General features: G+C 59.9%; 23 protein-coding genes and 1 pseudogene. 16 read left to right on the top strand and 8 right to left on the bottom strand.

Features of this window, described 5'->3' with window-relative positions; translation table 11 throughout:
* The first annotated feature begins 15 nt into the window (after positions 1-15).
* The 6 genes from PQU92_RS14560 (at position 16) to PQU92_RS14535 (ending at position 4,940) form a co-directional block, all read left to right on the top strand.
* Positions 16-219 (top strand): YgaP family membrane protein, encoded by a 204-nt coding sequence (locus PQU92_RS14560; RefSeq protein ID WP_272748971.1) that lies wholly within the window; start codon positions 16-18, stop codon positions 217-219.
* Positions 216-563 (top strand): carboxymuconolactone decarboxylase family protein, encoded by a 348-nt coding sequence (locus tag PQU92_RS14555; RefSeq protein WP_272748970.1) that lies wholly within the window; start codon positions 216-218, stop codon positions 561-563. Before PQU92_RS14560 ends, PQU92_RS14555 begins: the two co-directional genes overlap by 4 nt.
* A gap of 35 nt (positions 564-598) precedes the next feature.
* On the top strand, positions 599-1,963 hold the full coding sequence (locus PQU92_RS14550) for a TolC family outer membrane protein (protein WP_272748969.1): 1,365 nt from the start codon (positions 599-601) through the stop codon (positions 1,961-1,963).
* The gene (locus tag PQU92_RS14545) at positions 1,956-2,315 is read left to right on the top strand and encodes an ArsR/SmtB family transcription factor (protein ID WP_272748968.1); all 360 of its coding nucleotides are present in this window, start codon (positions 1,956-1,958) and stop codon (positions 2,313-2,315) included. Before PQU92_RS14550 ends, PQU92_RS14545 begins: the two co-directional genes overlap by 8 nt.
* Before the next feature lie 123 nt (positions 2,316-2,438).
* On the top strand, positions 2,439-2,873 hold the full coding sequence (locus tag PQU92_RS14540) for a hypothetical protein (protein WP_272748967.1): 435 nt from the start codon (positions 2,439-2,441) through the stop codon (positions 2,871-2,873).
* Positions 2,874-2,975: 102 nt separating this feature from the next.
* Positions 2,976-4,940: a TonB-dependent receptor plug domain-containing protein gene (locus PQU92_RS14535; RefSeq protein WP_272748966.1), complete on the top strand. Its 1,965-nt coding sequence runs from the start codon at positions 2,976-2,978 to the stop codon at positions 4,938-4,940.
* A gap of 64 nt (positions 4,941-5,004) precedes the next feature.
* On the opposite strand, the gene PQU92_RS14530 is transcribed toward PQU92_RS14535, so the two are convergent.
* Entirely contained in the window at positions 5,005-7,125 is a 2,121-nt protein-coding gene (locus PQU92_RS14530) for a heavy metal translocating P-type ATPase (RefSeq protein WP_272748965.1), read from the bottom strand.
* Between the two features lie 66 nt (positions 7,126-7,191).
* Here PQU92_RS14530 and PQU92_RS14525 point away from each other — a divergent pair, with 66 nt between their 5' ends.
* The 3 genes from PQU92_RS14525 to PQU92_RS14515 are packed head-to-tail and all read left to right on the top strand — an operon-like array spanning position 7,192 to position 8,214.
* A complete protein-coding gene (locus PQU92_RS14525; protein ID WP_272748964.1) occupies positions 7,192-7,608 on the top strand; it encodes a MerR family transcriptional regulator in 417 nt (138 codons plus the stop codon).
* A gap of 44 nt (positions 7,609-7,652) precedes the next feature.
* Positions 7,653-7,979, top strand: coding sequence for a hypothetical protein (locus PQU92_RS14520; protein ID WP_272748963.1), 327 nt, complete (start codon positions 7,653-7,655; stop codon positions 7,977-7,979).
* A gap of 52 nt (positions 7,980-8,031) precedes the next feature.
* Positions 8,032-8,214 carry a hypothetical protein gene (locus PQU92_RS14515; protein WP_272748962.1) on the top strand — a complete coding sequence of 61 codons (183 nt, stop codon included), beginning with the start codon at positions 8,032-8,034 and terminating at the stop codon, positions 8,212-8,214.
* 154 nt (positions 8,215-8,368) lie between these two features.
* Here PQU92_RS14515 and PQU92_RS14510 read toward each other — a convergent pair whose 3' ends face one another.
* From PQU92_RS14510 to PQU92_RS14485, 6 genes and pseudogenes are all read right to left on the bottom strand, one after another.
* The gene (locus PQU92_RS14510; RefSeq protein WP_272748961.1) at positions 8,369-9,769 is read right to left on the bottom strand and encodes an alginate export family protein; all 1,401 of its coding nucleotides are present in this window, start codon (positions 9,767-9,769) and stop codon (positions 8,369-8,371) included.
* 32 nt (positions 9,770-9,801) lie between these two features.
* Positions 9,802-10,728, bottom strand: coding sequence for an arsenic resistance N-acetyltransferase ArsN2 (gene arsN2, locus PQU92_RS14505; RefSeq protein ID WP_272748960.1), 927 nt, complete (start codon positions 10,726-10,728; stop codon positions 9,802-9,804).
* A 10-nt stretch (positions 10,729-10,738) separates the two neighbouring features.
* The gene (arsH, locus tag PQU92_RS14500) at positions 10,739-11,431 is read right to left on the bottom strand and encodes an arsenical resistance protein ArsH (protein ID WP_438263830.1); all 693 of its coding nucleotides are present in this window, start codon (positions 11,429-11,431) and stop codon (positions 10,739-10,741) included.
* A gap of 105 nt (positions 11,432-11,536) precedes the next feature.
* Positions 11,537-11,869 (bottom strand): annotated as a pseudogene (gene arsC, locus PQU92_RS14495) (arsenate reductase (glutaredoxin)); the annotation flags it as partial.
* A gap of 1 nt (position 11,870) precedes the next feature.
* Positions 11,871-12,872 carry an ACR3 family arsenite efflux transporter gene (gene arsB, locus PQU92_RS14490; RefSeq protein ID WP_272748959.1) on the bottom strand — a complete coding sequence of 334 codons (1,002 nt, stop codon included), beginning with the start codon at positions 12,870-12,872 and terminating at the stop codon, positions 11,871-11,873.
* 83 nt (positions 12,873-12,955) lie between these two features.
* Positions 12,956-13,288, bottom strand: coding sequence for an ArsR/SmtB family transcription factor (locus tag PQU92_RS14485; protein ID WP_023462689.1), 333 nt, complete (start codon positions 13,286-13,288; stop codon positions 12,956-12,958).
* Positions 13,289-13,362: 74 nt separating this feature from the next.
* On the opposite strand from PQU92_RS14485, the gene PQU92_RS14480 reads away from it, so the two are divergent.
* The 6 genes from PQU92_RS14480 (at position 13,363) to PQU92_RS14450 (ending at position 19,142) form a co-directional block, all read left to right on the top strand.
* Positions 13,363-16,341, top strand: a complete 2,979-nt coding sequence (locus tag PQU92_RS14480; RefSeq protein ID WP_272748958.1) for a Tn3 family transposase — start codon at positions 13,363-13,365, stop codon at positions 16,339-16,341.
* Between the two features lie 32 nt (positions 16,342-16,373).
* Positions 16,374-17,381: a methyl-accepting chemotaxis protein gene (locus PQU92_RS18935; protein WP_368407115.1), complete on the top strand. Its 1,008-nt coding sequence runs from the start codon at positions 16,374-16,376 to the stop codon at positions 17,379-17,381.
* A 41-nt stretch (positions 17,382-17,422) separates the two neighbouring features.
* A complete protein-coding gene (locus tag PQU92_RS14465; protein ID WP_272748957.1) occupies positions 17,423-17,752 on the top strand; it encodes an ArsR/SmtB family transcription factor in 330 nt (109 codons plus the stop codon).
* Between the two features lie 3 nt (positions 17,753-17,755).
* On the top strand, positions 17,756-18,451 hold the full coding sequence (locus tag PQU92_RS14460) for an aquaporin (protein ID WP_272748956.1): 696 nt from the start codon (positions 17,756-17,758) through the stop codon (positions 18,449-18,451).
* Positions 18,448-18,876: an arsenate reductase (glutaredoxin) gene (gene arsC / locus PQU92_RS14455; protein ID WP_272748955.1), complete on the top strand. Its 429-nt coding sequence runs from the start codon at positions 18,448-18,450 to the stop codon at positions 18,874-18,876. The genes PQU92_RS14460 and arsC (PQU92_RS14455) overlap by 4 nt, the downstream gene beginning before the upstream one ends.
* A 137-nt stretch (positions 18,877-19,013) precedes the next feature.
* Positions 19,014-19,142 carry a type II toxin -antitoxin system TacA 1-like antitoxin gene (locus PQU92_RS14450; RefSeq protein ID WP_368407114.1) on the top strand — a complete coding sequence of 43 codons (129 nt, stop codon included), beginning with the start codon at positions 19,014-19,016 and terminating at the stop codon, positions 19,140-19,142.
* Here the strand turns inward: PQU92_RS14450 and PQU92_RS14445 are convergent.
* A protein-coding gene (locus PQU92_RS14445) for an IS3 family transposase (protein WP_272748993.1) occupies positions 19,139-20,295 on the bottom strand; the annotation gives its coding sequence in 2 pieces (ribosomal slippage) (positions 19,139-20,055 and positions 20,055-20,295; 1,158 coding nt in all). The two genes, PQU92_RS14450 and PQU92_RS14445, sit on opposite strands and share 4 nt — an antisense overlap.
* Here PQU92_RS14445 and PQU92_RS14440 point away from each other — a divergent pair.
* Positions 20,261-20,533: a type II toxin-antitoxin system TacA family antitoxin gene (locus PQU92_RS14440; protein WP_272748954.1), complete on the top strand. Its 273-nt coding sequence runs from the start codon at positions 20,261-20,263 to the stop codon at positions 20,531-20,533. The two genes, PQU92_RS14445 and PQU92_RS14440, sit on opposite strands and share 35 nt — an antisense overlap.
* The last annotated feature ends 36 nt before the right edge of the window (positions 20,534-20,569 follow it).

The raw sequence follows: 20,569 nt of genomic DNA, 5'->3' as shown, positions 1-20,569 counted from the left end.
CAAGGAGATATCCCTATGTCAGTAGATCGTATGGTCATGGCCTTCGCAGGCGTCGTCGTGCTTATCAGTGTTGCTCTTAGCCATTTTGTAAATCCAGCCTGGATATGGTTGACTGTGTTTGTCGGTGCGAACCTCATTCAGGCCAGCATCACGGGGTTTTGTCCGGCAGCGATGATTTTCAAGGCATTGGGCGCAAAGTCAGGAGCGGCTTTTAAATGAGCAAGTCCTACCCTGAAATTACAGCGCGCCTTTCGGCCAATCTGAAGACACTGCGCAAAGACATACCGGAGACGATGGCGGGTTTTTCTGCGCTAGCCAAATCGGCAACGGCCGATGGGGCGCTAGACAAAAAAACAAAGGAACTGATTGCTCTGGCCATTGGTGTTGCCACCCGTTGCGATGGCTGCATCGGGTTTCACACCGAAGCATTGGCCCGACTGGGCGCCACCAAGGCGGAAGTCGAGGAAACCCTCGGCATGGCCATCTACATGGGCGGCGGTCCGTCACTCATGTACGCCGCCGACGCGGTTATGGCGTTTGAACAGTTTTCGGATACAAAGTAATGCATAGGTGTTTGCATCCGGTAAGATCTCTGCTGATGGCCGGTCTATCGTTCACGGCACTGATAGGGATGGCCCTGCCGGCCGTTGCGGAATCGCTGGCTGAGGCTGTTACCATGGCCTATGCCAACAATCCGACGCTGCAACGCGCCCGCGCTCAACAGCGTAGCACGGATGAAACCTATGTGCAGGCGCGTGCCGACCTTGGCCCGACACTCGATGCCGGGGCCAGTGTCGACTATACCGATGTTTCCGCCTTTGGTTCACCCAAGTCAAATACGGCGCTGAACCTGTCCGCCAGTCAGACCCTGTTCGCGTCGGGCGGCCTGTCGTCAGGCGTGAAGGCCGCCGAGGCTGACGTGCTGGCCGGTCGAGAGGACCTGCGTGCTGTTGAGACTCAGGTCCTCGGTGACGTTATCAGCATCTATACCGCTGTGCGCCGCGACCAGGAGGCCCTGCGCATCGGCGAAGAAAACTATACCGTCCTCAAGCGTCAGCTTGACGAAACCAAGGCGCGCTTCGACGTCGGCGAACTGACCCGCACCGACGTGGCGCAGTCCGAAGCGCGTCTGGCGGCCTCTTCAGCGTCTCTGGCGCAGGCGCAGGCGCAGCTTGACGTCAGCCGCGCGCAGTACGTGGCCGTCGTCGGTCAGACGCCCACCGCGCTCGACCCGGTTCCGGGCCTGCCCAACCTGCCCGAGACGTTTGATGCCGCGCTGGACCGCGCCGAGGCGAATAACCCACAACTGAACGCTGCCAAATGGGCAGAGGCCGCCGCACGGGCGCGCGTAGCGCAGGCAAAGGCCGGGCTGGGGCCGCGCGTCACTCTGGGTGCGGGATACAGCACCAGCGCGCCGACGGGTGATTTCAAAAACCTCGACAGCCGCGATGCCGCGACCGCCACCGTGCGCTTCACCATGCCGCTGTTCAGCGCCGGCTATAATTCGTCGCGCGTGCGTCAGGCCACCGAAGGTCATAACGCCCAGAAGATAACGGTCGAACTGGCCCGCCGCGGCGTGGTGCAGGACGTATCGACGGCGTGGGCCAATATGATCGCCGCTCGCTCGGCTACGCTCGCTAACAGGGAACAGGTCCGTGCCGCGTCGGTCGCCGCCGAGGGCGTCGAGTATGAACAACAGGTCGGTCTGCGCACCAATATCGAGGTGCTGAACGCCGTGCAGGAATTGCGCCGCGCGCAACTGGACCTCATCAATGCCCAGCGTGCCGAATATGTCGCGGCGTCGCAGGTTCTGGCGGTGATGGGCGACCTCAATGCCACGACCCTTACGCCGGGTGTCGCGGCCTATGATCCGGCCAAGAATTTCGACTCGGTTAAACGCAAGGGTTTCACCCCGTTCGAGCCGGTGATTCGTGTCCTCGATGGCGCGGCCTCTGATGAGTAAGCGCGATTTGAAAGAGGGTAATTGCAGGGGGGCGGCAGACTTGTCCGTCATCGACCCAAGCAATGTACGGCAGCCTGACACTCCAAAAATAGAAAAAATTTCCAAAGCTATGAAGGTATTGGCCAGCCCAGCCCGTTTAACAATGCTCTACGCCATAGTTCACTCACCCAGAACGGTCGGCGAGTTGACGGTCATCACAGGCCTATCTCAATCGGCTTTGTCTCAGCATCTCGCCCAATTCAGGGAGGCCGGAATTGTTTCGACACGCAAGGAAGGCCAGCATATCTGGTATACCCTGGATGATGTTGAGATATATGGGCTCTTAAGCGTTCTGCTGGCGATTTACAGGTAGTGGCACCTCTCGAAACAGCCTGAAGTGGCGGCTCGATACACAATCGAATACAACGAACCCATCATTAATCTCCGCTTAATTCCCCTTGTGCTTGTAAGGTTATATCAAGCCTTGGGGACCGACATGCGCACTCTATTTTCTCAGTCCGTGAAAAGAACCTGTATTGAGCCGGAAAGGCCCGATTATGTTGACGCCACTCTTTTAGCCGTTGCCCTTCAGGCATTGCAGGCTGGCACCGCCTTGCCAGACCTGGAGTCCTTTCCTCCCATCGTCGTAAAGGCATTGACCGCCCTTGCTGACAGTTTGCAAAAGCACAATGAGACGCTGTTGATTCAGGCTGTTGAGCAGTCACAGCAAGCGTCAAACGCCATGGCAGCCACGGCTCATATCACCGCCGAGGTAAAGACCGCACGAATCCAGGCTCAGCATATGTCCGATGCGGTCACAGAGCTCAATCAATCCGTAACTCAAATTTCGGACACAGCCCGCGCTGGGCCTCTGAACATTAAAGGGGCACCGGATTACGGCAGGGTCGCAGTGATGAACGGCCTCGTCTGAAACCTCTCCGTCACATTTATGGTCGACACCCAGAAACACCCTTGACCCTCTAGTAGCTACAGACTGTATGGACCGGCACGTATTCATTTGCCGAGGTTGATCGTGCGTAATTTCAAACCATTTCTCGCCCAAAGCACGGCTCTTGCCGCGCTCGCTGTACTCTCAGTTGCCGCGACACCATCGGCGTTCGCTCAGAACCATGACGAACACAAGTCGCATGAGGAGGAAGAGGTTCAGGAAGTTATCATTCAGGCGACCCGCGCCAGCCGTAAGCTTCAAGATGAGCCTATCCGCGTGGAGGTGATGAGCCGCGAAGAGATCGTAGAAAAGATCGCGATGATGCCCGGCAACATCGCGATGTTGGTTAGCGAAACCCCCGGCATCCGTGTTCAGGTGACGTCGCCGTCGTTGGGGGCATCCAATATCCGAATGCAGGGCATGAAGGGGCGCTACACCCTCTTGTTGACCGACGGACTGCCACTCTACGGTGGCCAGTCCCTGGGCCTGTTGCAGACGCCACCCACCGATCTGGGGCAGGTCGAAGTCATTAAGGGCTCGGCCTCAGCGCTCTACGGCGGGTCGGCCCTGGCGGGCGTAATCAATCTGGTGTCGCGTCGCCCTAGCCCTGAACTTGAATCCGAGCTTCTGTTCAATGTCACCAGCCGAGGCGGTCAGGACCTGACGGCCTATAGCTCCGCCCCAATCAGCGAGCGCCTGAGTTATTCGATCACGGGCGGGTATCACCGGCAGGATCAGAACGATATCGACGGTGACGGCTGGATCGATATGGCAGGGTACGAGCGCTGGACTTTGCGTCCGCGTCTGTTCTGGTATGGGGACAATGGCGCCAAGGCCTTGCTGACGCTGGGCGCTATGACCGAACAGCGCGATGGCGGGACCGTTTCGGGCCGCACCGTTGCGGACGGCACCACTTTCCGCGAGGCACAAGACAGCCGTCGTCTGGACGCTGGCCTGACCGCGCAAGCCCCGGTCGAAGGCGTCGGCACGCTGCATGTTCGCGCCTCGACGCTCAGCCAACGCCACAATCATCGTTTTGGTGAGGTCACGGACCGCGACAATCATAATACGACATTTTTCGAGACCTCCCTTACCGGCGAAAAAGGCGGCACGTCATGGGTTGCTGGTGTCGCCTGGCAGGGCGACCGCTATCGTTCGAAGCGCTACAGCGGATTCAACTACGATTACACCGTGCCGGGGGTTTTCGGTCAGGTGGAACAGAAGATGGGCGATTTGACCCTTGCTGGAAGCGCGCGTCTGGATGATCACAGCGAATATGGTTCGCAATTCAGCCCACGCGTCTCGATGCTCTACCGTCCCGGTAACTGGACGGTGCGCGCTTCGGTCGGACGCGGCTATTATGCACCGACGCCGTTTGTGGAGGAGATAGAAGCCGCCGGTCTGGCGCGTCTGTCACCGCTCGGACGTCTGGAGGCCGAGGAAGCGCAGACGGCCTCTGTTGATCTGACCTACACGGCAGGACCGCTGGAGGCGAACATGACGCTCTTCGGGTCGGACATCGACAATGCCGTCCAGCTTCAGGAGACCAGCGACACCAGCGTGCGGCTGATAAACGCGATCGGTGTCACCCGCACGCGTGGTTCGGAACTGCGCCTGCGCTACCGACATGAGGCCTTCTCGCTGACCGGCAGCTACGTCATCGTCGATGCGACTGAGACTGATCCAGCCACCGGCCTGCGCCGCGACATGCCGGATACCCCGAAGCATACGGGCGGTCTGGTTGCCATGTGGGAGGAGCACGGCAAGGGCCGGATAGGTCTTGAAGCCTATTACACAGGCCGCCAGATCCTGGAAGACAATCCCTATCGCACCGAAAGCAAGCCCTACTGGGAACTGGGTGCCATGGGAGAGGTCAAGCTCGGTAAGGTCAGCCTGTTCCTGAACCTGGAAAACCTGCTCAATGTCCGCCAGACGAAGCACGATCCGCTGGTGCGACCACGCCGTGCCCCTGATGGCCGCTGGACCGTCGATGCCTGGCAACCGACCGAGGGATTTACCGCCAATGCCGGGCTTCGGGTCCGCTTCTGATTTCAAGCAGAAAGTCTATTGAGGAAACGTGCGCCGGTGACTAAGCACCTTTTGTCTTTGAAGCTTACCGGCTCCTGAAGCCCAGAAGGCGCAAGGCGTTCAGCGTCACAAGCACGGTCGCACCGGTGTCGGCGAGGATCGCCATCCACAGGGTCGTCGCCCCAGTCAGTGTAGTGACGAGGAAGATCGCCTTCAGACCGAGAGCCAGGGCGATGTTCTGCCAGATGTTTCCCAGCGTTGCCCTCGACAGGGCGATGAGTTGGGGAACGCCCGAGACGCGATCCTTCAGCAGTGCGGCGTCGGCGGTTTCCAGCGCCACATCGGTGCCGCCGCCCATGGCGATGCCGACCGAGGCGGCAGCGAGGGCGGGGGCGTCGTTGATCCCGTCACCGACCATGGCAATCGGGCTATCCTTGGCGATCTGCGCAATACGGGCGAGTTTGGCCTCCGGTAGCAGTTCGGCCTCCGCCTCAACGCCGACCTGTGCGGCGATGGCAGCAGCCGTTCGGCGATTGTCGCCGGTCAGCATCAGCGCGTTTATGCCGCGTGCTTTCAGGGCCGCTACGGCGGACTTCGCATCCTCGCGCAATTCATCGCGTATAGCGATCAAGCCTTCGGCGACCTTGCCGCCGAGGACAACCACGACCGTCTTGCCTTCCTCCTCAAGGGCGTTGATCCTGGCCGTCGTCTCGTCTGATAGCGCCGCCTTGCTGGCTGCGAAGGATGGGGAGCCGACCGAGACAAAGCCTGACTTCAATCGCGCCGTCACGGCCTTTCCCGGCACGGCGGTCGAGCCGCCGAAGGCGGCGGGAATGTCCAACGCGCGTGTGCGGGCGGCGTCAACAATGGCCTTGCCCAGCGGATGGCTGGTATTGGCTTCGACGGCAGCGGCGCGCGCCAGCAGGTCGTCTTCATTCCCCGTAAGAGCAATGACGTCGGTCGCTTGCGGCTTGCCGCGCGTTAGCGTGCCGGTCTTGTCGAAAGCGACCGTCTTGATCTTGCCGAGCGTTTCCAGTGCCGCGCCGCCCTTGATCAGCAGACCTTGCCGCGCCCCGGCGGCCAGACCCGAGGCAATCGCTGTCGGGGTTGAGATGACCAGCGCGCAGGGACACGCAATGAGCAAGGTCGCCAGTCCGCGATAAATCCACGTCGTCCAGTCCTGAGCAAAGAGCACGGGCGGAATGACGATGATCAGGGCTGCCACCAGCATCGCAGCCGGCGTATACCACAGGCTGAACCTGTCGATGAAGCGTGCCGTGGGCGCCTTGCTCTCCTGCGCCTCTTCAACGAGGTGGATGATCCGGGCAATGGTGTTGTCGGCGGCCTTATGCGTGATACGCACCCGAAGAACCCCATTGGCGTTGATACTGCCGGCAAACACGTCCGAGCCCGACCCCTTGAACACGGGCACAGACTCGCCGGTCACGGGCGACTCGTCGACCTCGCTTTCGCCTTCAACCACCTCTCCGTCGGAGGGGATACGATCGCCGGGCCGGACGATGGCAATATCGCCGATTTCCAAAGCTTCCGCCTGGATCTCTTCGACGCCGCTATCGCGTTCCACACGGGCTGTACGGGGAACCAATCCGATCAGGGCCTCGATACCCGCGCGAGCACGCCCCGCGGCAACGGTTTCAAGAACCTCACCGACGGCAAACAGGAAGACGACCGTCAGGGCCTCTTCGCCTTCACCGATAAACACGGCGCCGATGGCTGCCACCGACATCAGGGTTTCGATGGAGAAGGGTGAGCCTGCCAGCGCGCCCGAAACCGCACGGCGTGCGAACGGAAACACGCTGATCAGGGCGGCGATGGAGGTGATGTAAAGCGCATAGGCGGGGAGCAGGCGTTCCAATCCCAGTCCGACAGCCAGCATAAGACCCGTCATCAACACCAGCTTACCCTTACCGGTTTTCCACCAGGGCTCGGCGGTCTTAGCGATTGGAAGCGCGCGCGTCTTTTCGGCCAGTGCGGACGGTGCATATCCCAGGCTGCGAATCTGGTCTTCGAGCTTTGCGGCGGGGGTCAGGTCCTCATCCAGATTGAGAACCAGCGTTTCGTTCTGGTAGGACACCGCGACATCGCTGGCACCCGGCAGTCGATTGACGGCCGTTTCGATTTTGAGCGCGCACGCGCCGCAGTCCATGCCTTCGACGCGTAGACGAATGGGGGAGGGAGACGCCATTTCAAGACCTCGACGGACGGAACAGGCTCGCATATATACACCCTATAGTCGCTATAGGGTCAAGCCATGAGTTCCACACATTTGTCGATCGGTGATCTCTCACGCGCCACGGGCACCAAGGTCGAAACCATCCGCTTTTATGAAAAAAATGGCTTGCTCCCGCAACCCGGTCGAACCGAAGGCAATTACCGGGCTTACGAGCCGGCGCATCTGAACCGGCTGAGCTTCATTCGGCGGGCGCGCGATTTGGGGTTTTCGCTCGACCAGGTGCGTGCGTTATTGACGCTCTCTGACGACCGGTCGCAATCGTGCGCGGCCGTCGATGTAATTGCGCGTGCGCATCGGGACGAGGTGGAGCGAAAGATCAAAGACCTTCAGTCGCTGAAGGTCGTGCTCGATCAGGTGATTGAAAGCTGCCACTGCAATATCGTGGCCGACTGCGCCATCATCGAGTCGCTGGCACCCACACCAGAAGCCTCATAACGAAGCGATTGCCCAAAGGCCAAAGCCCCTATACACTCTACTTCATGCGCCGCCATCTTCGCTTTAACGCTGTCTCGATGATCATGGGCCTGATGGCCATGATCCTGTGTGTCAGCACGCCAGCGGCCGCCGAGACGATGATGACCCATTCGGCGATGGGGGCCGTTTACGCGAACGACATGCCGGATATGCCCTGCTGTCCTGAAAAGGCGCCCGCCGTCTATAAGACCTGCGGTCTTCAGTGCCCGGTCATCGCACCGTCCTCCTATGACTTCGCGATGGTTATGAAGACGGATGTCCTGACCTTTACCATCAAGCCTGCCCACTATGACGGGATTACCTTCGGCCCGCGGGCGCCGCCTCCGCGCTGATCCTCCGACAGATAAGACACCTTACATTCAATCTATCTAACGGAGTTATCCGATGAAACGTATCATCGTCACATCTGCTTTTGTTGCCCTGTTCGCCGCCGGTGCCGCCTATGCAGCCGCCCCGGAAGCGGTCAAGGACGCCGTCAAATCCTGTTGCGAAGCCATGGAAAAGTGCTGTTGCTGCGATAAGGACAAGGCGGATCAGCCGGATGTCCATAAGGACCACAAGCACTAGGGCCCGGTTCCTCGATTAGAGGGGTGGCCGCAGTGAGTCCATTGCGGCCACCTTACACTAAATGCCTTAAAATATAATTTAATTACAATGAGTTATAAATTTTCGCATAAGTAAACTTATGGGAAATTGCGTTATATTCCGCTTTGAACCCAGCTTAGAAATAGCCCGTAAGCTGAACATAGCTGAAGGCGGTATCGCCCTGACGGGCGCCGTTGGGCGCATTGCGACCGACCTCGCTATCGAGCAGCAAGGATAACCCGACTTCGCCCAGCAGATGCTTCGGCTTGAACCAGTATCGCACGCGGCTGTCGACGGCGTGGCCGATGAACGAACCCGAACGGCCCTGCGGATCACGAACGCCGGCGACTACCCAGCTATCGGTATCAGACGCCAGATAGGCCGCTTTATAGGCCACACGCGCGTCGGTGCGCGCATTCGGCTTCACTTCGATCCTGAACCCCGGCGCGTTTATATTGGCGGGTGTCAACGGCCCGTGGATGCCGGTATTGCCGAGGTCGGTGCGCCGGGAGCCGAACAGGCGCTCGTATTGATCGTAGCGACCGTCGGTCGGGTTCTTATCGCCGCTGGCGTAGTCGTAGTCCAGCACCAGGCGCGGCTGCCATTTCAGGTCGAGCGTGCGGCCCAGGTGGGCGTGCAGCGTCCATGCGCGCACCTTCAGATCGCGCAGGTCGCTAGCATTGCTGGTATTGCGGCGGGTGCCGTATCGCCACGCGCCTTCAACATCCAGGTCCCACTGGCCGGTTTTGGGGGCGCGGGACACGCGGAAGCCCGGCGTCGTGTAGTGCCGGTTCGGCGTCGGATTGTCCTTGGCATCCCGCTCATCGAGCCCATAAACAAAAAGTTCCGCCGTCAGGCCGGGTGCCAGCGCTGTGAAGCTATCGGGACGGATGTAATGCAGTCCCCAAAGCTTGCGGTTCGTGGCCTCTTCGTCACCGGATATGTCGTTATTGCTGAGCGCCGTCCGGTCCGCTGGCAGGCGCGTGACCGGCACGACGTAGAGCACGTGCCACTGCGCCCCGCTCGGCGTGCGCGATCGGACATGGACGCCGGTATAGTTATAGATGACATTGGCGAACTCGACCCGCTCCACTTGGCGACGGCTGCCGATGTCGAGCGTCATCCGCCCCATTTGGACAGACGTTGTGGTCTGACCGGGCAGTTCCTTGACCTCCACCTCGGCATAGGCCTGAAGCAGATCGACGGGATTGATCCAGCTTGTCGAATAGGCCGTGCCGGCGTCACCGAGATAGCTACGCGAGTCCTGCATTTCGGCCGCGAAGGTCCAGGCCCCGCGTTTGGCTTCGGCCTTGATCAGGGTGCGAAACGCCAGAAGCTGATCGCCGCCCTTGCCACCCGCGCGAAACTGCCCCGACAGCGTCTCGTACCGGCCTCGCGCTTCGCCCGACACCTTCACCCGCCAGCGGTCATCGACCGGGGTCTCGGCCCACGCCCCGGTCGGCGCCAGAAAAAAGCCCGCCATGATGGACGCGCAGCATCGGGCCTTCGGCCCCGTCAGTGATCGGAACAGACGCATGAAACCCCCAGAATATGTAAGTGGTGGCCCGCCTACAGGTAGGCCGGGACGCTGAGTGAAAAACAGGATGCACTGGACGGGCAAAGCCCGGCGAACTCGGCACTGGACTGGATGTCGTCGGGCGCATCGGCCCTGAGCCTCGGTGTCCAACCCGTCCGCGCGAAAAAAGGCGCCGCCGTGTCGGTCAGAAGCCAAAGTTCCGTCAGACCGGCGCGATCGGCTTGCGCGACAGCAAAGTCGATGAGCCGAACGCCATGACCCTTGCCGCGCTGGGTTTGCGGGACGACCAGCGAGCGCAACAGTCCGGCCTTGCCGTAAGCCTCTATTCCGACGAAGCCGCGAACTTCACCGCCAGCGCTATGACGCCAGAACGTCTGTTGGGCTGTGCCCAGGTCCGTGGTCGGCAATCCGGCAGCGGCCAGCGCTTCGACCAGATCACCGTCGCGCGGATCGATCTGCGTGAACACGCCCGCCTCGTCTGTCGGCATCAACTGGCCAATCTCGTCGAGCGCCGTCCTGATGGCGCCTCGGTCGGACACCAGCCGATCGAGCGGCAGCGCCAGAAAGGCTTCGATGCGGGCCCGCAGGATCGTATAGGCCTTGCGGAAGGCGGCATTAATCTGTGCGTCTGTGCCGGTGACATGGGCCGGGTCTTCGACGCCCCAATGGGTACGCAAGACATTGCCGATATAGGCCGGGCATTCCTCCCCGGCGGCGCTGCCGCAGACGGTGATGACGATGTCCGGCACCTCCGGCAGGTCTTCCCACGACTTGCTGGAGGCGCTGTCCGTCGAGATGCCTTCGCTCTCCAGCAGTGCGAGTGACCTCGGATGGACATAGCCCGTCGGGCGGCTCCCGGCGCTCATGGCACGCCAGCCACTCGGCGCGAGATGGTTGAAGGTGAACTCACCGAGGATCGAGCGGCAGGAGTTACCCGTACAGAGAAAAAGAACCTTCATGTCGGCGGCCTTAGATAGAGCGGAGATTGACGCGCTTCGACAATTCTTCGGCGGTCTCCTTACGCTCGGAATAGCGGTCAACGAGGTAGTCGGCGCGTTCGCGGGTCAGGAGGGTAAACTTCATCAACTCTTCCATGACATCGACGATGCGGTCGTAATAGGAGGACGGCTTCATCCGATCGTGTTCGTCGAACTCGGTGAAGGCCTTGGCCACGGACGACTGATTGGGGATGGTGATACAGCGCATCCAGCGGCCCAGCACGCGTAGCTGGTTGACGGCATTGAACGATTGTGAGCCACCGGAGACCTGCATGACCGCCAGAGTTTTTCCTTGGGTCGGTCGAACCGATCCCAGCGCCAGCGGTATCCAGTCGATCTGCGATTTCATGACGCCGGTCATCGCGCCGTGGCGCTCAGGCGAGCACCAGACCATGCCTTCCGCCCATTGCACCAGCTCGCGCAGTTCCTGCACCTTGGGATGGCTGACATCAGCGTCGTCCGGCAGCGGCAGGCCCGACGGGTTGAAGGTGCGCGTCTCCGCCCCGAAGCGGTTGAGGATGCGCGCGGCTTCTTCGGAGACCAGACGGCTGAACGAGCGCGGCCGAACCGATCCATAGAGCAGCAGAATGCGCGGTGCGTGGTTCATAGGCTCGGGCGCGAGCAGCTTGGTCTCGTCTATCGCCTGAAAGCTCTCGGCGTCCATGTTCGGCATCCCCGGCAAACCGACGCGCTTACCGGCGCTGTCGATCATCTCCGTTCCGTCTTCCTTGAGGAACGGCCCCTTGGGCCAGGTGTCCAACAGATCCAGCACGACCTCCGACGGGCGGCACAGCTTGGTGCCCTTATCGGTGATGACGATGGGCCGGTTGACAAGGACCGGATGCACCAGCATCTGCTCTAAGATCACGTCGGCAGTCACGCCCGGATCGAGCAAGCCTAGTTCCTTGGCCGGCGACTTGGTCTCCCGCAGCGCCTGCCTCGGTGTCAGGCCCGCATAGGCCAGCAGATTGCGCAGTTCGTCGGGGTTCCAACCCACCTTCAGATATTCGATGATCTCGGGCGCGTAGCCCGCGGCCTGGATTATGGCCAGGACGTTGCGCGAGGTGCCGCAGTCCGGGTTGTGATAGATGACGGGCTGCATCTTAGACCTCGTACGTTTGTTTGTTGGCGACCTTTACCAGCCACAGCATGACCGGCACCTCGACCAGAACACCGACGACGGTGGCGAGCGCCGCGCCGGAGTGAAGACCGAACAGGCTGATAGCGACGGCGACGGCCAGCTCGAAGAAGTTGGAGCCACCGATCAGGGCGGCGGGTGCGGAGATGTTGTGCGGGATTTTGACCTTGCACATCCATTTGAAGGTCAGGAAGAACATCAGGATGCTTTGCAGAAGGATCGGCACGGCGATCATCAGGATCACCAGCGGCTTTTCCAGCAGGACCTGAGCCTGAAAGCCGAACAACAGAACGACGGTCGCCAGCAGGCCGATGATCGACCACGGCTTCAGGGCATCGAGCAGGCCATCAACCTTGGCGGCGGGCAGCGCCTTGCGGGTTAGGTAGCCCGCAACGATAGGAATGACGACATAGAGCACGACCGACAGGATCAGGGTGTCCCACGGGACCACGACATCAGTTACGCCGAGCAGCAGGGCAACGATGGGGGCGTAGGCCACGATCATCACGAGATCATTCAGCGAGACCTGCACCAGCGTATAGTTGGCGTCGCCCTTGACCAGGCGGCTCCACACAAAGACCATCGCGGTACAGGGTGCGGCGCCGAGCAGGATAAGACCGGCGATATAGGATTTGGCATCTTCCGCTGGAATAAAACCCGCGAAAACATACTGGAGAAACACGACACCCAGGGCTGCCATGCTGAAGGGCTTTATGAACCAGTTGATGAAAAAGGTGATGATCAGGCCCTTCGGCTTCTTGCGGACCTCGCCTATGGTCGAAAAGTCGATACTGATCATCATGGGGAAGATCATCACCCAGATCAGCACGGCCACGACCAGATTGACGTGGGCGTATTCGAGGTGGGCGACCGTTTGAAACACGGGCGGGGACAGGTGGCCCAACAGCACACCGGCGAGGATCGATAAACCGACCCAGACTGAAAGATAGCGCTCGAATTTACCCATGGGACTCTCGGCTGTAGACGCAAGGGCGCAATCACGCCGACGGACAGCGCGTTGATCAGGCCCGACCTATTTGAACTACACGCCTAACAGGCGCAGACGATTTTCTGGATCAGCGGCTCGCATAGCTCCTTGCGGCCGCCGCAGCAGTCTTCCAGCAGGAACGACAACAGCCCTTGCAGACCATCATAGTCCGCGAAGTAGCGGATCGACCGCCCTTCCCTCTCGCTTCTCAGCAGACCCGATTGCTGCAAGACTGAAAGGTTGGCTGACATGGTGTTTTGCTTCACGCCCAAACGCTCGCCGATATCTCCCGCTGGCAGGCCTTCCGGTCCCACCTGAACGAGTAAGCGAAGAACGTCGAGCCGGGTTTCCTGGCTCAGGGCGGCGAATGCCTGTGTTGCTGCCTTTTTATCCATATATCAGGCTATAATGATATATTGATGCAATGTCAAGCGTGCAAAGATGAACCTCTGCTGCCGAGGTTCCGACAATGCCCAGAAAATCCATCCTCACGGCCAGAGAGCGTGCGGGTTTGCTTTCGCACCCCACCGACGAGCCCTTACTGATCGAGCACTGGACGCTCCATCCGGAAGACCTCATCCTGGTTAATACACGACGAAAAGCCGAGACCCGCTTTGCGCTGGCTCTGCAACTCTGCTCCCTGCGTTACCCTGGCCGCCTGATCGCTGCCGGCGACACCATCCCGGCGGGGGCCGTGCAGTTCCTTGCCGAGCAATTAGCGACCCGTCCGGACGTACTGCTGGATGCCTGTAAGCGGGCGGCAACGCGCTCCGAACATCTGGATGTCCTGAGGCGAGCTTACGGCTTTCAGGAAATGACCCAGCCTCATCGAGCCGAATTACTGAACTGGGTGCGCGGCATGGCGATCGCCTCACCCAAGGCCCGCCCGCTGGTATTCTCACTGGCGGAGGAGATGCGACGGCGCCGGATCATCATTCCAGGCGTTACCGTATTGGAACGGTTGGTGGCGCAAGCCCTTCATCAGGCGGAGAGCCACCTTTACGAGGGCGTCCACGGGTCGCTGACAGACCTCGCCCTAGGTGCACTCGATGCGTTGGTCTCGGATAAGTCGGTACATGGGCGTCAGCACCAGATCTCATGGCTGCGCGAACCGCCGGGACCGCAAGGCAGCCGGGCCATGATCGCGATCATTCAGCGTCTGGATCTTATTCGGGAAATCGACATCCCCCCAAAGACCCCGGAACTGATCGGTATGGAGCGCCGGATCAATCTGGCGGCTGAAGGCAAACGCCTGACGGCGCAGAACTACAGGCAGATGAATGCGCCACGACGCTACACCACATTGGCGGCCACCGTGTTTGAGCTGGGTCTGGACCTGACCGATCAGGCGATCAACATGTTCGAGGCTCTGATCGCCCGCTCTGTCCGCCGGGCCCACCGCCGGCGCGAGGAACGCGCCCAAGAAGAGGCGCTGAATAGCCAGGACGCTATGGCCTTCCTGCGCGATCTGGCGGTCGTTCTTGTCGACGCTCATGACACTGAGCGGCCGCTTGATACCGCCATCACCACGTTCACCACCTGGGATGAGATCCGCAGGATCGTCGGCAGCATCAAACCTTCACGCCGGTTTTCTGCCGAGAACAACCTGCTCGTTGAGCTACGCGCCGAATATGCGGCTGTACGGCGCTATGCGTCGCCGTTTCTGGCGGCCTTCGAGTTCAAGGCGTCGGCCGGGTATCAGGGCTTGGTAGAGGCGCTCCTTGAATTGAGCCAGCGGTGGCACCGCCGTCCAGGCCGAATGACCGAAGCGGATTGGGTTGCGCGGTTCCTCCCGTTTGTACCCTCGCGAGCCCGTCAGCAAATCATGACGGTCGACGGCGGCTTCGATCACAAGATGATGGAAATCCATTTTCTGCTGGAGCTGAAGGCGCGCCTCGCGTCGGGCGACGTGACGGTTGTCGGCTCACGGGCCTATCAGACAATTGAAACCTACCTGCTTCCACGCGGCCAGTTCGAGTTGATTCAGACGTCCGGCACGCTGCCCATCGCTGTAAACCCGGATTTCTGGGACTATATCGCCAGGCGCAAGGCTGAACTTGAGACGGCCTTTCAGGCAGCAGCAAAGCATCTGGCGGATAATCGGGGCGATACCCGCATCGGCGCGAAAGGCCTTCGCGTGCCAGCTGTCTTCACTGAGGAAAGTGAGCAAGCGGTGGCCTTTGCCGGTCTATTATCACGTCATATGCCGACGGTCCGGTTGACGGATCTTCTGATGGACGTCGATCGGATGACGGGGTTTACGGAAACGTTCGAGCATCTCCAGACGGGGCGCCCTTGTGCGGACAAGCGCGCCCTGTTCACAGCGCTTATCGCTGAAGCGACCAACCTCGGCCTTAGCAAGATGGCTCAGGCCAGCCCCGGTCGCACGCGCCGACAGTTACAGCAAACAGCTATCTGGCACTTCCGGGAGGACACTTTCGCGTTGGCGCTGGCGAAGCTGATCGAGGCCCAGCATAAGGACGCGTTCGCTACGGTTTTCGGCTCACCCACGATTTCGTCCTCTGACGGGCAGCATATCTTTTTGGGCGCGGCCGCCGAGAACGCTGGCGAAGTGAATGCCCATTACGGCCGAGATCCGATCATCAAACTCTACACGGCGATCAGCGGCCGCTATGCGCCCTATCACACCCGCGTCATGGCCGCGACCGCGAGCGAGGCGCTGCATGTGCTTGATGCCCTTCTCGAAACGCCTACGGGGCAGGCCGTCACGCGCCACCATGTCGACGGTGGCGGGGTCAACGATCTCGTCTTCGCGACCTGCCACCTTTTAGGCTATGCCTTCAACCCGCGTATTCCGAACCTGGATGGACGTTGTCTCTACGGCTTTCGGCCGGCGAAAGACTATGGCGTTCTTTACGATGTGATGGGAGATCGTCTCGATGCCAGCCAGATCGCCCCTTACTGGGACGACATCCTGCATATGATGACGTCGTTGCGCACGAGGACGGTATCGTCGTCTCTTCTGTTGAAACGACTGAGTTCCGCCCCAAAGCGGCAAGGCCTGAGCAATGCGTTGCGGTTGTTGGGCCGGATCGAGCGCACTCTATTCACCCTGCAGTGGATCAACGACAAGGACCTCCGCAAACAAACGACTGCAGAATTGAACAAGGGTGAGGCCCGCAACGCCCTCGTCAGGGCCGTCAACCTTCATCGCCTTGGCCGGTTCCGCGATCGTAGCCAGGAGAACTTGTCTATCCGGGCCTCGGCGCTGAACCTCGTGGTGACGGCCATCATCTACTGGAACAGTGTTCACATGGGCCGGGCCGTCGCTGCGCTGCGCGAACGTGGGCAGCAGATTCCCGATGAATGGCTGTCGACACTCTCGCCTCTCGGTTGGGAGCACATCAACCTCACAGGCGACTATATCTGGGAGGACGAACCTGCGCTCGATGACGATGGCTTCAGGCCCATTCCCTTCCTACCGTAATCCTGTGCCCCTTCAATGTTCAGGGGCCCGCTGTGGCGGAGTTGATGGAGCAATCGCTGTTAGCCATGAGAGAAGGCGCGCAAGCGACGCGTGACACGGGTGCAGCGTGTGACCGCATAGGCAGCGCATTCGACGACATGCGCAGCGCAGCAGAGCGGCTTGTTGATACTGCCGCAGAAATTTCTACCTTTGTAGCGGCGATTGACGCTTTGGCCCAGCAAACGAACCTATTGGCTCTGAACGCGACGATTGAAGCGGCGCGTGCGGGCGAGGCCGGCCGCGGGTTTTCGGTCGTCGCTACCGAGGTTAAAGCCCTGTCCACGCAGACACGCAAAGTGACGGACGATATCCGTCAGCACATTTCCGGTTTGCAGGCTCACGTCACGGCACTCGTAGAGACCGCCAATGGCGTAGGTGCGCGGCTCGACGATAGTCGAAACGCCACTGAAAGGGCAAACCGTCATATTCAGGATGTCGAGGGCGCCGTTGAGCGAAATACCGCCTCTATGGACATGATCGCGGGGTTAATTGCGGGACAGAAAGACGCGACGGTCAAGCTTGAGGAAGGCATTGCCTCAACCTTAACTCACGTTTCAGCCAGTGAAATCTTTGCAAACGAGGTTGTCGGTGCCGTTTCGGCGACGGACTCCGTCGTCAAAGCTCAATTCGCCTCTCTTGAAGCGTTTGAAATCAAAAACTACGTTTTGCACAGAGCCAAATCGGACCACACGCTTTGGAAAAAGCGATTAGCGGGAATGATGGCCGGCCTTGAGGGGCTGCGTGTCGATGAGCTTGTCGATCACCATAGTTGTCGGCTCGGGAAATGGTACGATCATGTGGCCGATCCTGTCTTGAGAAACCACCCGGACTTCAGGGCGCTTGTGAAGCCCCATGAAGAGGTGCACGTGCGAGGCCGTGAGGCAGCGAAGCGCTATGCCGATGGCGATTTGGTCGCAGCACGCGCGGCCTTTGAGGCTATGAATGTAGCGTCAACTGAGGTCCTGATGCGACTTGACCGGCTGATCGCGGCGTTTCAATAGCCAATCTTGACGGCATTACACATATCATTTAATCATGATATATGGATAAGAATAAGGCCCTCGAAGCGCTGGCGGCCCTCAGTCAGGAAACCCGTCTCGACGTCTTTCGCCTGCTCGTGCGGGTGGGGGCCGAGGGTTTGCCTGCGGGTGAGATCGGGGAGCGTTTGGGTGTCAAACAGAACACCATGTCCGCCAATCTGTCCGTGCTGGCACACGCGGGGCTGGTTCGTACCGAGCGGGAAGGCCGGAGTATCCGCTACTTCGCCGACTTTGACGGTATGCGGGGTTTTATGGGCTACCTGCTGGAAAACTGCTGTGGTGGTGATCCTGCCCAGTGCCAGCCCGTCCTCGCCAAGCTGAGTTGCTGTTAAGCTATGGTAACCACCTTGCGCAAACTCGCCGCCGAGGCGCTGGGGACCGCGATGCTTCTGGCGATCGTCGTCGGCTCCGGCATAATGGGCGAGACCCTCTCCAACGGAAACTCCGCTGTCGCCTTACTCGGCAATACACTGGCGACCGGTGCCGGGCTTATCGTTCTGATCACTATTCTTGGGCCGGTATCGGGGGCACACTTCAACCCCGTCGTCACCCTGACCTTCGCCGTGCGCCGCGAGATCGGCGCGACGCTGGCTCTCGGATACATTGCGGCCCAATTCGTCGGCGGCGTAGTGGGCGTCCTTGTCGCTCATGGGATGTTCGGGGAGGTCCTGCTTCAGGTTTCCACCAGGCTGAGGGACGGGTCGGCTTTGGCGATGTCGGAGGTGGTTGCGACCTTTGGTCTGGTGGGTACCATCCTGGCCTGTCTGCGCTTTCGTTCGGCCTCTACACCGGTCGTGGTCGGCCTCTACATCACCTCGGCCTACTGGTTCACCGCGTCGACGTCATTCGCTAATCCGGCGGTGACGGTTGCCCGTTCATTGTCCAATACGTTTGCGGGCATCGCCCCATCGTCGGTGCCGGTATTTATTCTGGCACAGTGCGCCGGTGCCGCCGCCGCAGTCGTCGTGTTCGGCTGGATGCTGCACACGCCTACCACGCCGTTTCCCGTTCCAGTTGAGGCTGATCTATGAGCATCACCATCTACCATAACCCGGCCTGCGGCACCTCCCGGAACGTGCTGGCCGTTATAGAGGCCGCCGGTTACACGCCAAACGTCGTGGATTATCTCAAAGTCGGCTGGAAGGCGGAGACGTTGCTGGGTTTGTTCTTTGCGGCCGGACTTACGCCAAGACAGGCGCTGCGTGAAACCAAGTCTCCGGCTAGGGAGATGGGTCTGCTGGACGAGGGCGTCAGTAATGAACGCATTCTGGCTGCCATGCTCGCAGAACCCATTCTGGTAAACCGACCGTTCGTAGTGACGGCAAAGGGTACGAAGCTTTGCCGTCCGTCAGAAACAGTACTCGATGTGCTTGAGACCTGGCCGGCCGGTCCGTTCCAAAAGGAAGACGGTGAGCTGATGATTGATGTGGAAGGCCATCGATCCTCCGTGACTTAAAATTCCAACCGATTGCAACAACTGCATAATAATTTCCCATAAGGTTTCTTATGCGCCGTGCGCATTCATGGCGTACAAAATTGACATTTGCATGCTTGCGTGTACAATGAGCTCGAAATCTGTGTGTGGAGCTTCCGATGCCAAGCGTAGCCATTGATGACAATAAGCGGATGCATTTGAGGGTCTCGCCAGAAGCGAAAGCCAAATTGATGCGAGCTGCGGCGATTCAAAATACGGACCTCACTGAGGTGCCCCTAGCTTTCTAGACACTTTGCGCCTTCAAAATGCGTTGCCTGTCTTCGAAGTCAATGGGCGACAACATGCCGTTGTTGGTGTGCTTGCGCTTGGGGTTATAGAACATCTCGATATATTCGAAGACGTCCTGCCTTGCGGCTTCACGGGTTGAATATGCTTTGCGCCTGATCCATTCGCGTTTCAGCAGTTGGAAGAAGCTTTCCGCGACGGCATTGTCATGGCAGTTCCCCCGCCGGCTCATGCTGGCTTCCAGATTGTGCTGGCGCAGGAAGGTTTGCCACTCGCGGCTGGTATATTGTGAACCCTGATCGGAATGTATGGTGACGGTGGCCTTGGGCTTACGCCGCCAGACGGCCATCAGCAAGGCCTGCAAAGCCAGGTCAGTCGTCATGCGTGATTGCATCGACCAGCCGACGACACGGCGCGAAAACAGGTCGATGACGACCGCGAGATAAGCCCAGCCTTCGTACGTCTTGATGTAGGTGATGTCCGTCACCCAGACCTGATCGGGAAACGATGCATCAAACTTCTGTTCAAGCCTGTTCTCGGCAACGATGGCAGGACTGCCTCCATGGCGGCCAGGGCGCCGCCTGTAGCCGATCTGGGCTGCAATGCCGGCAAGGCTCGCTAAGCGGGACACGCGATTGGGCGAGCAGGCCTCGCCTTGATCGCGCAGATCATCGTGCAACTTGCGATAACCATAGACCTTGCCGCTGTCTTCCCAAGCCTGCCGGATCAGCGCGGTCTGACGGGCATCCTCAATAGCCCGCTGGCTTACAGGCGTCTTCAGCCAGGCATAGAAGCCGCTAAAATGCACACTTAACATGCGGCACATGGCCCGGGTCGAAAACTCAGGCCTGTGAGCTTCGATAAATGCGTACCTCACCGAGACTCTCGCGCGAAGTACGCTGCGGCCTTTTTTAGGATATCCCGCTCCTCCGTCACGCGGGCCAGTTCGGCCTTCACCCGGCGAAGCTCCGCCGCCACCGCGTCGTCTTCCCGCCTGACCTTGGCAGGCTTCGAATACTCAGCCTTCCACGTGTAGAGAGACTTCGTGCTGATACCTAGCCGCGCAGCGACCTCTTTGACCGCATAGCCACGGTCAACAACCTGGGCAACCGCGTCTTGTTTGAACGCCTCCGAAAACCTGTTCCCCGTCTTCATCATCAGCTCTCCTTGCTTCCAATTTGTAACAAGCAAAGCGTCTACTTTTCTAGGGGCACCTCACACCAACTTCATCGTGCAGACTGCGTTAAAAGAAGCAGACTCAGTGATCGCGGCCGCCGAAGCCGTCATCCTTTCTCAGCGGGACTTCGCTCGCGTTCTTGAGCTGCTCGAAAACCCTCCTGTGCCAAATGCGAAACTACGGGCTGCTATCGCCGCTTTGCCATCCACACTATGATCCTCCGGGACTGGCACGAAGCGCCAATTTCGAAGT

This window comes from Asticcacaulis aquaticus (genome assembly GCF_028550415.1).
Classification (GTDB): domain Bacteria; phylum Pseudomonadota; class Alphaproteobacteria; order Caulobacterales; family Caulobacteraceae; genus Asticcacaulis; species Asticcacaulis aquaticus.
Note: the sequence above shows the minus strand (reverse complement) of the source record. Positions and strands in the feature narration are given on the sequence as shown.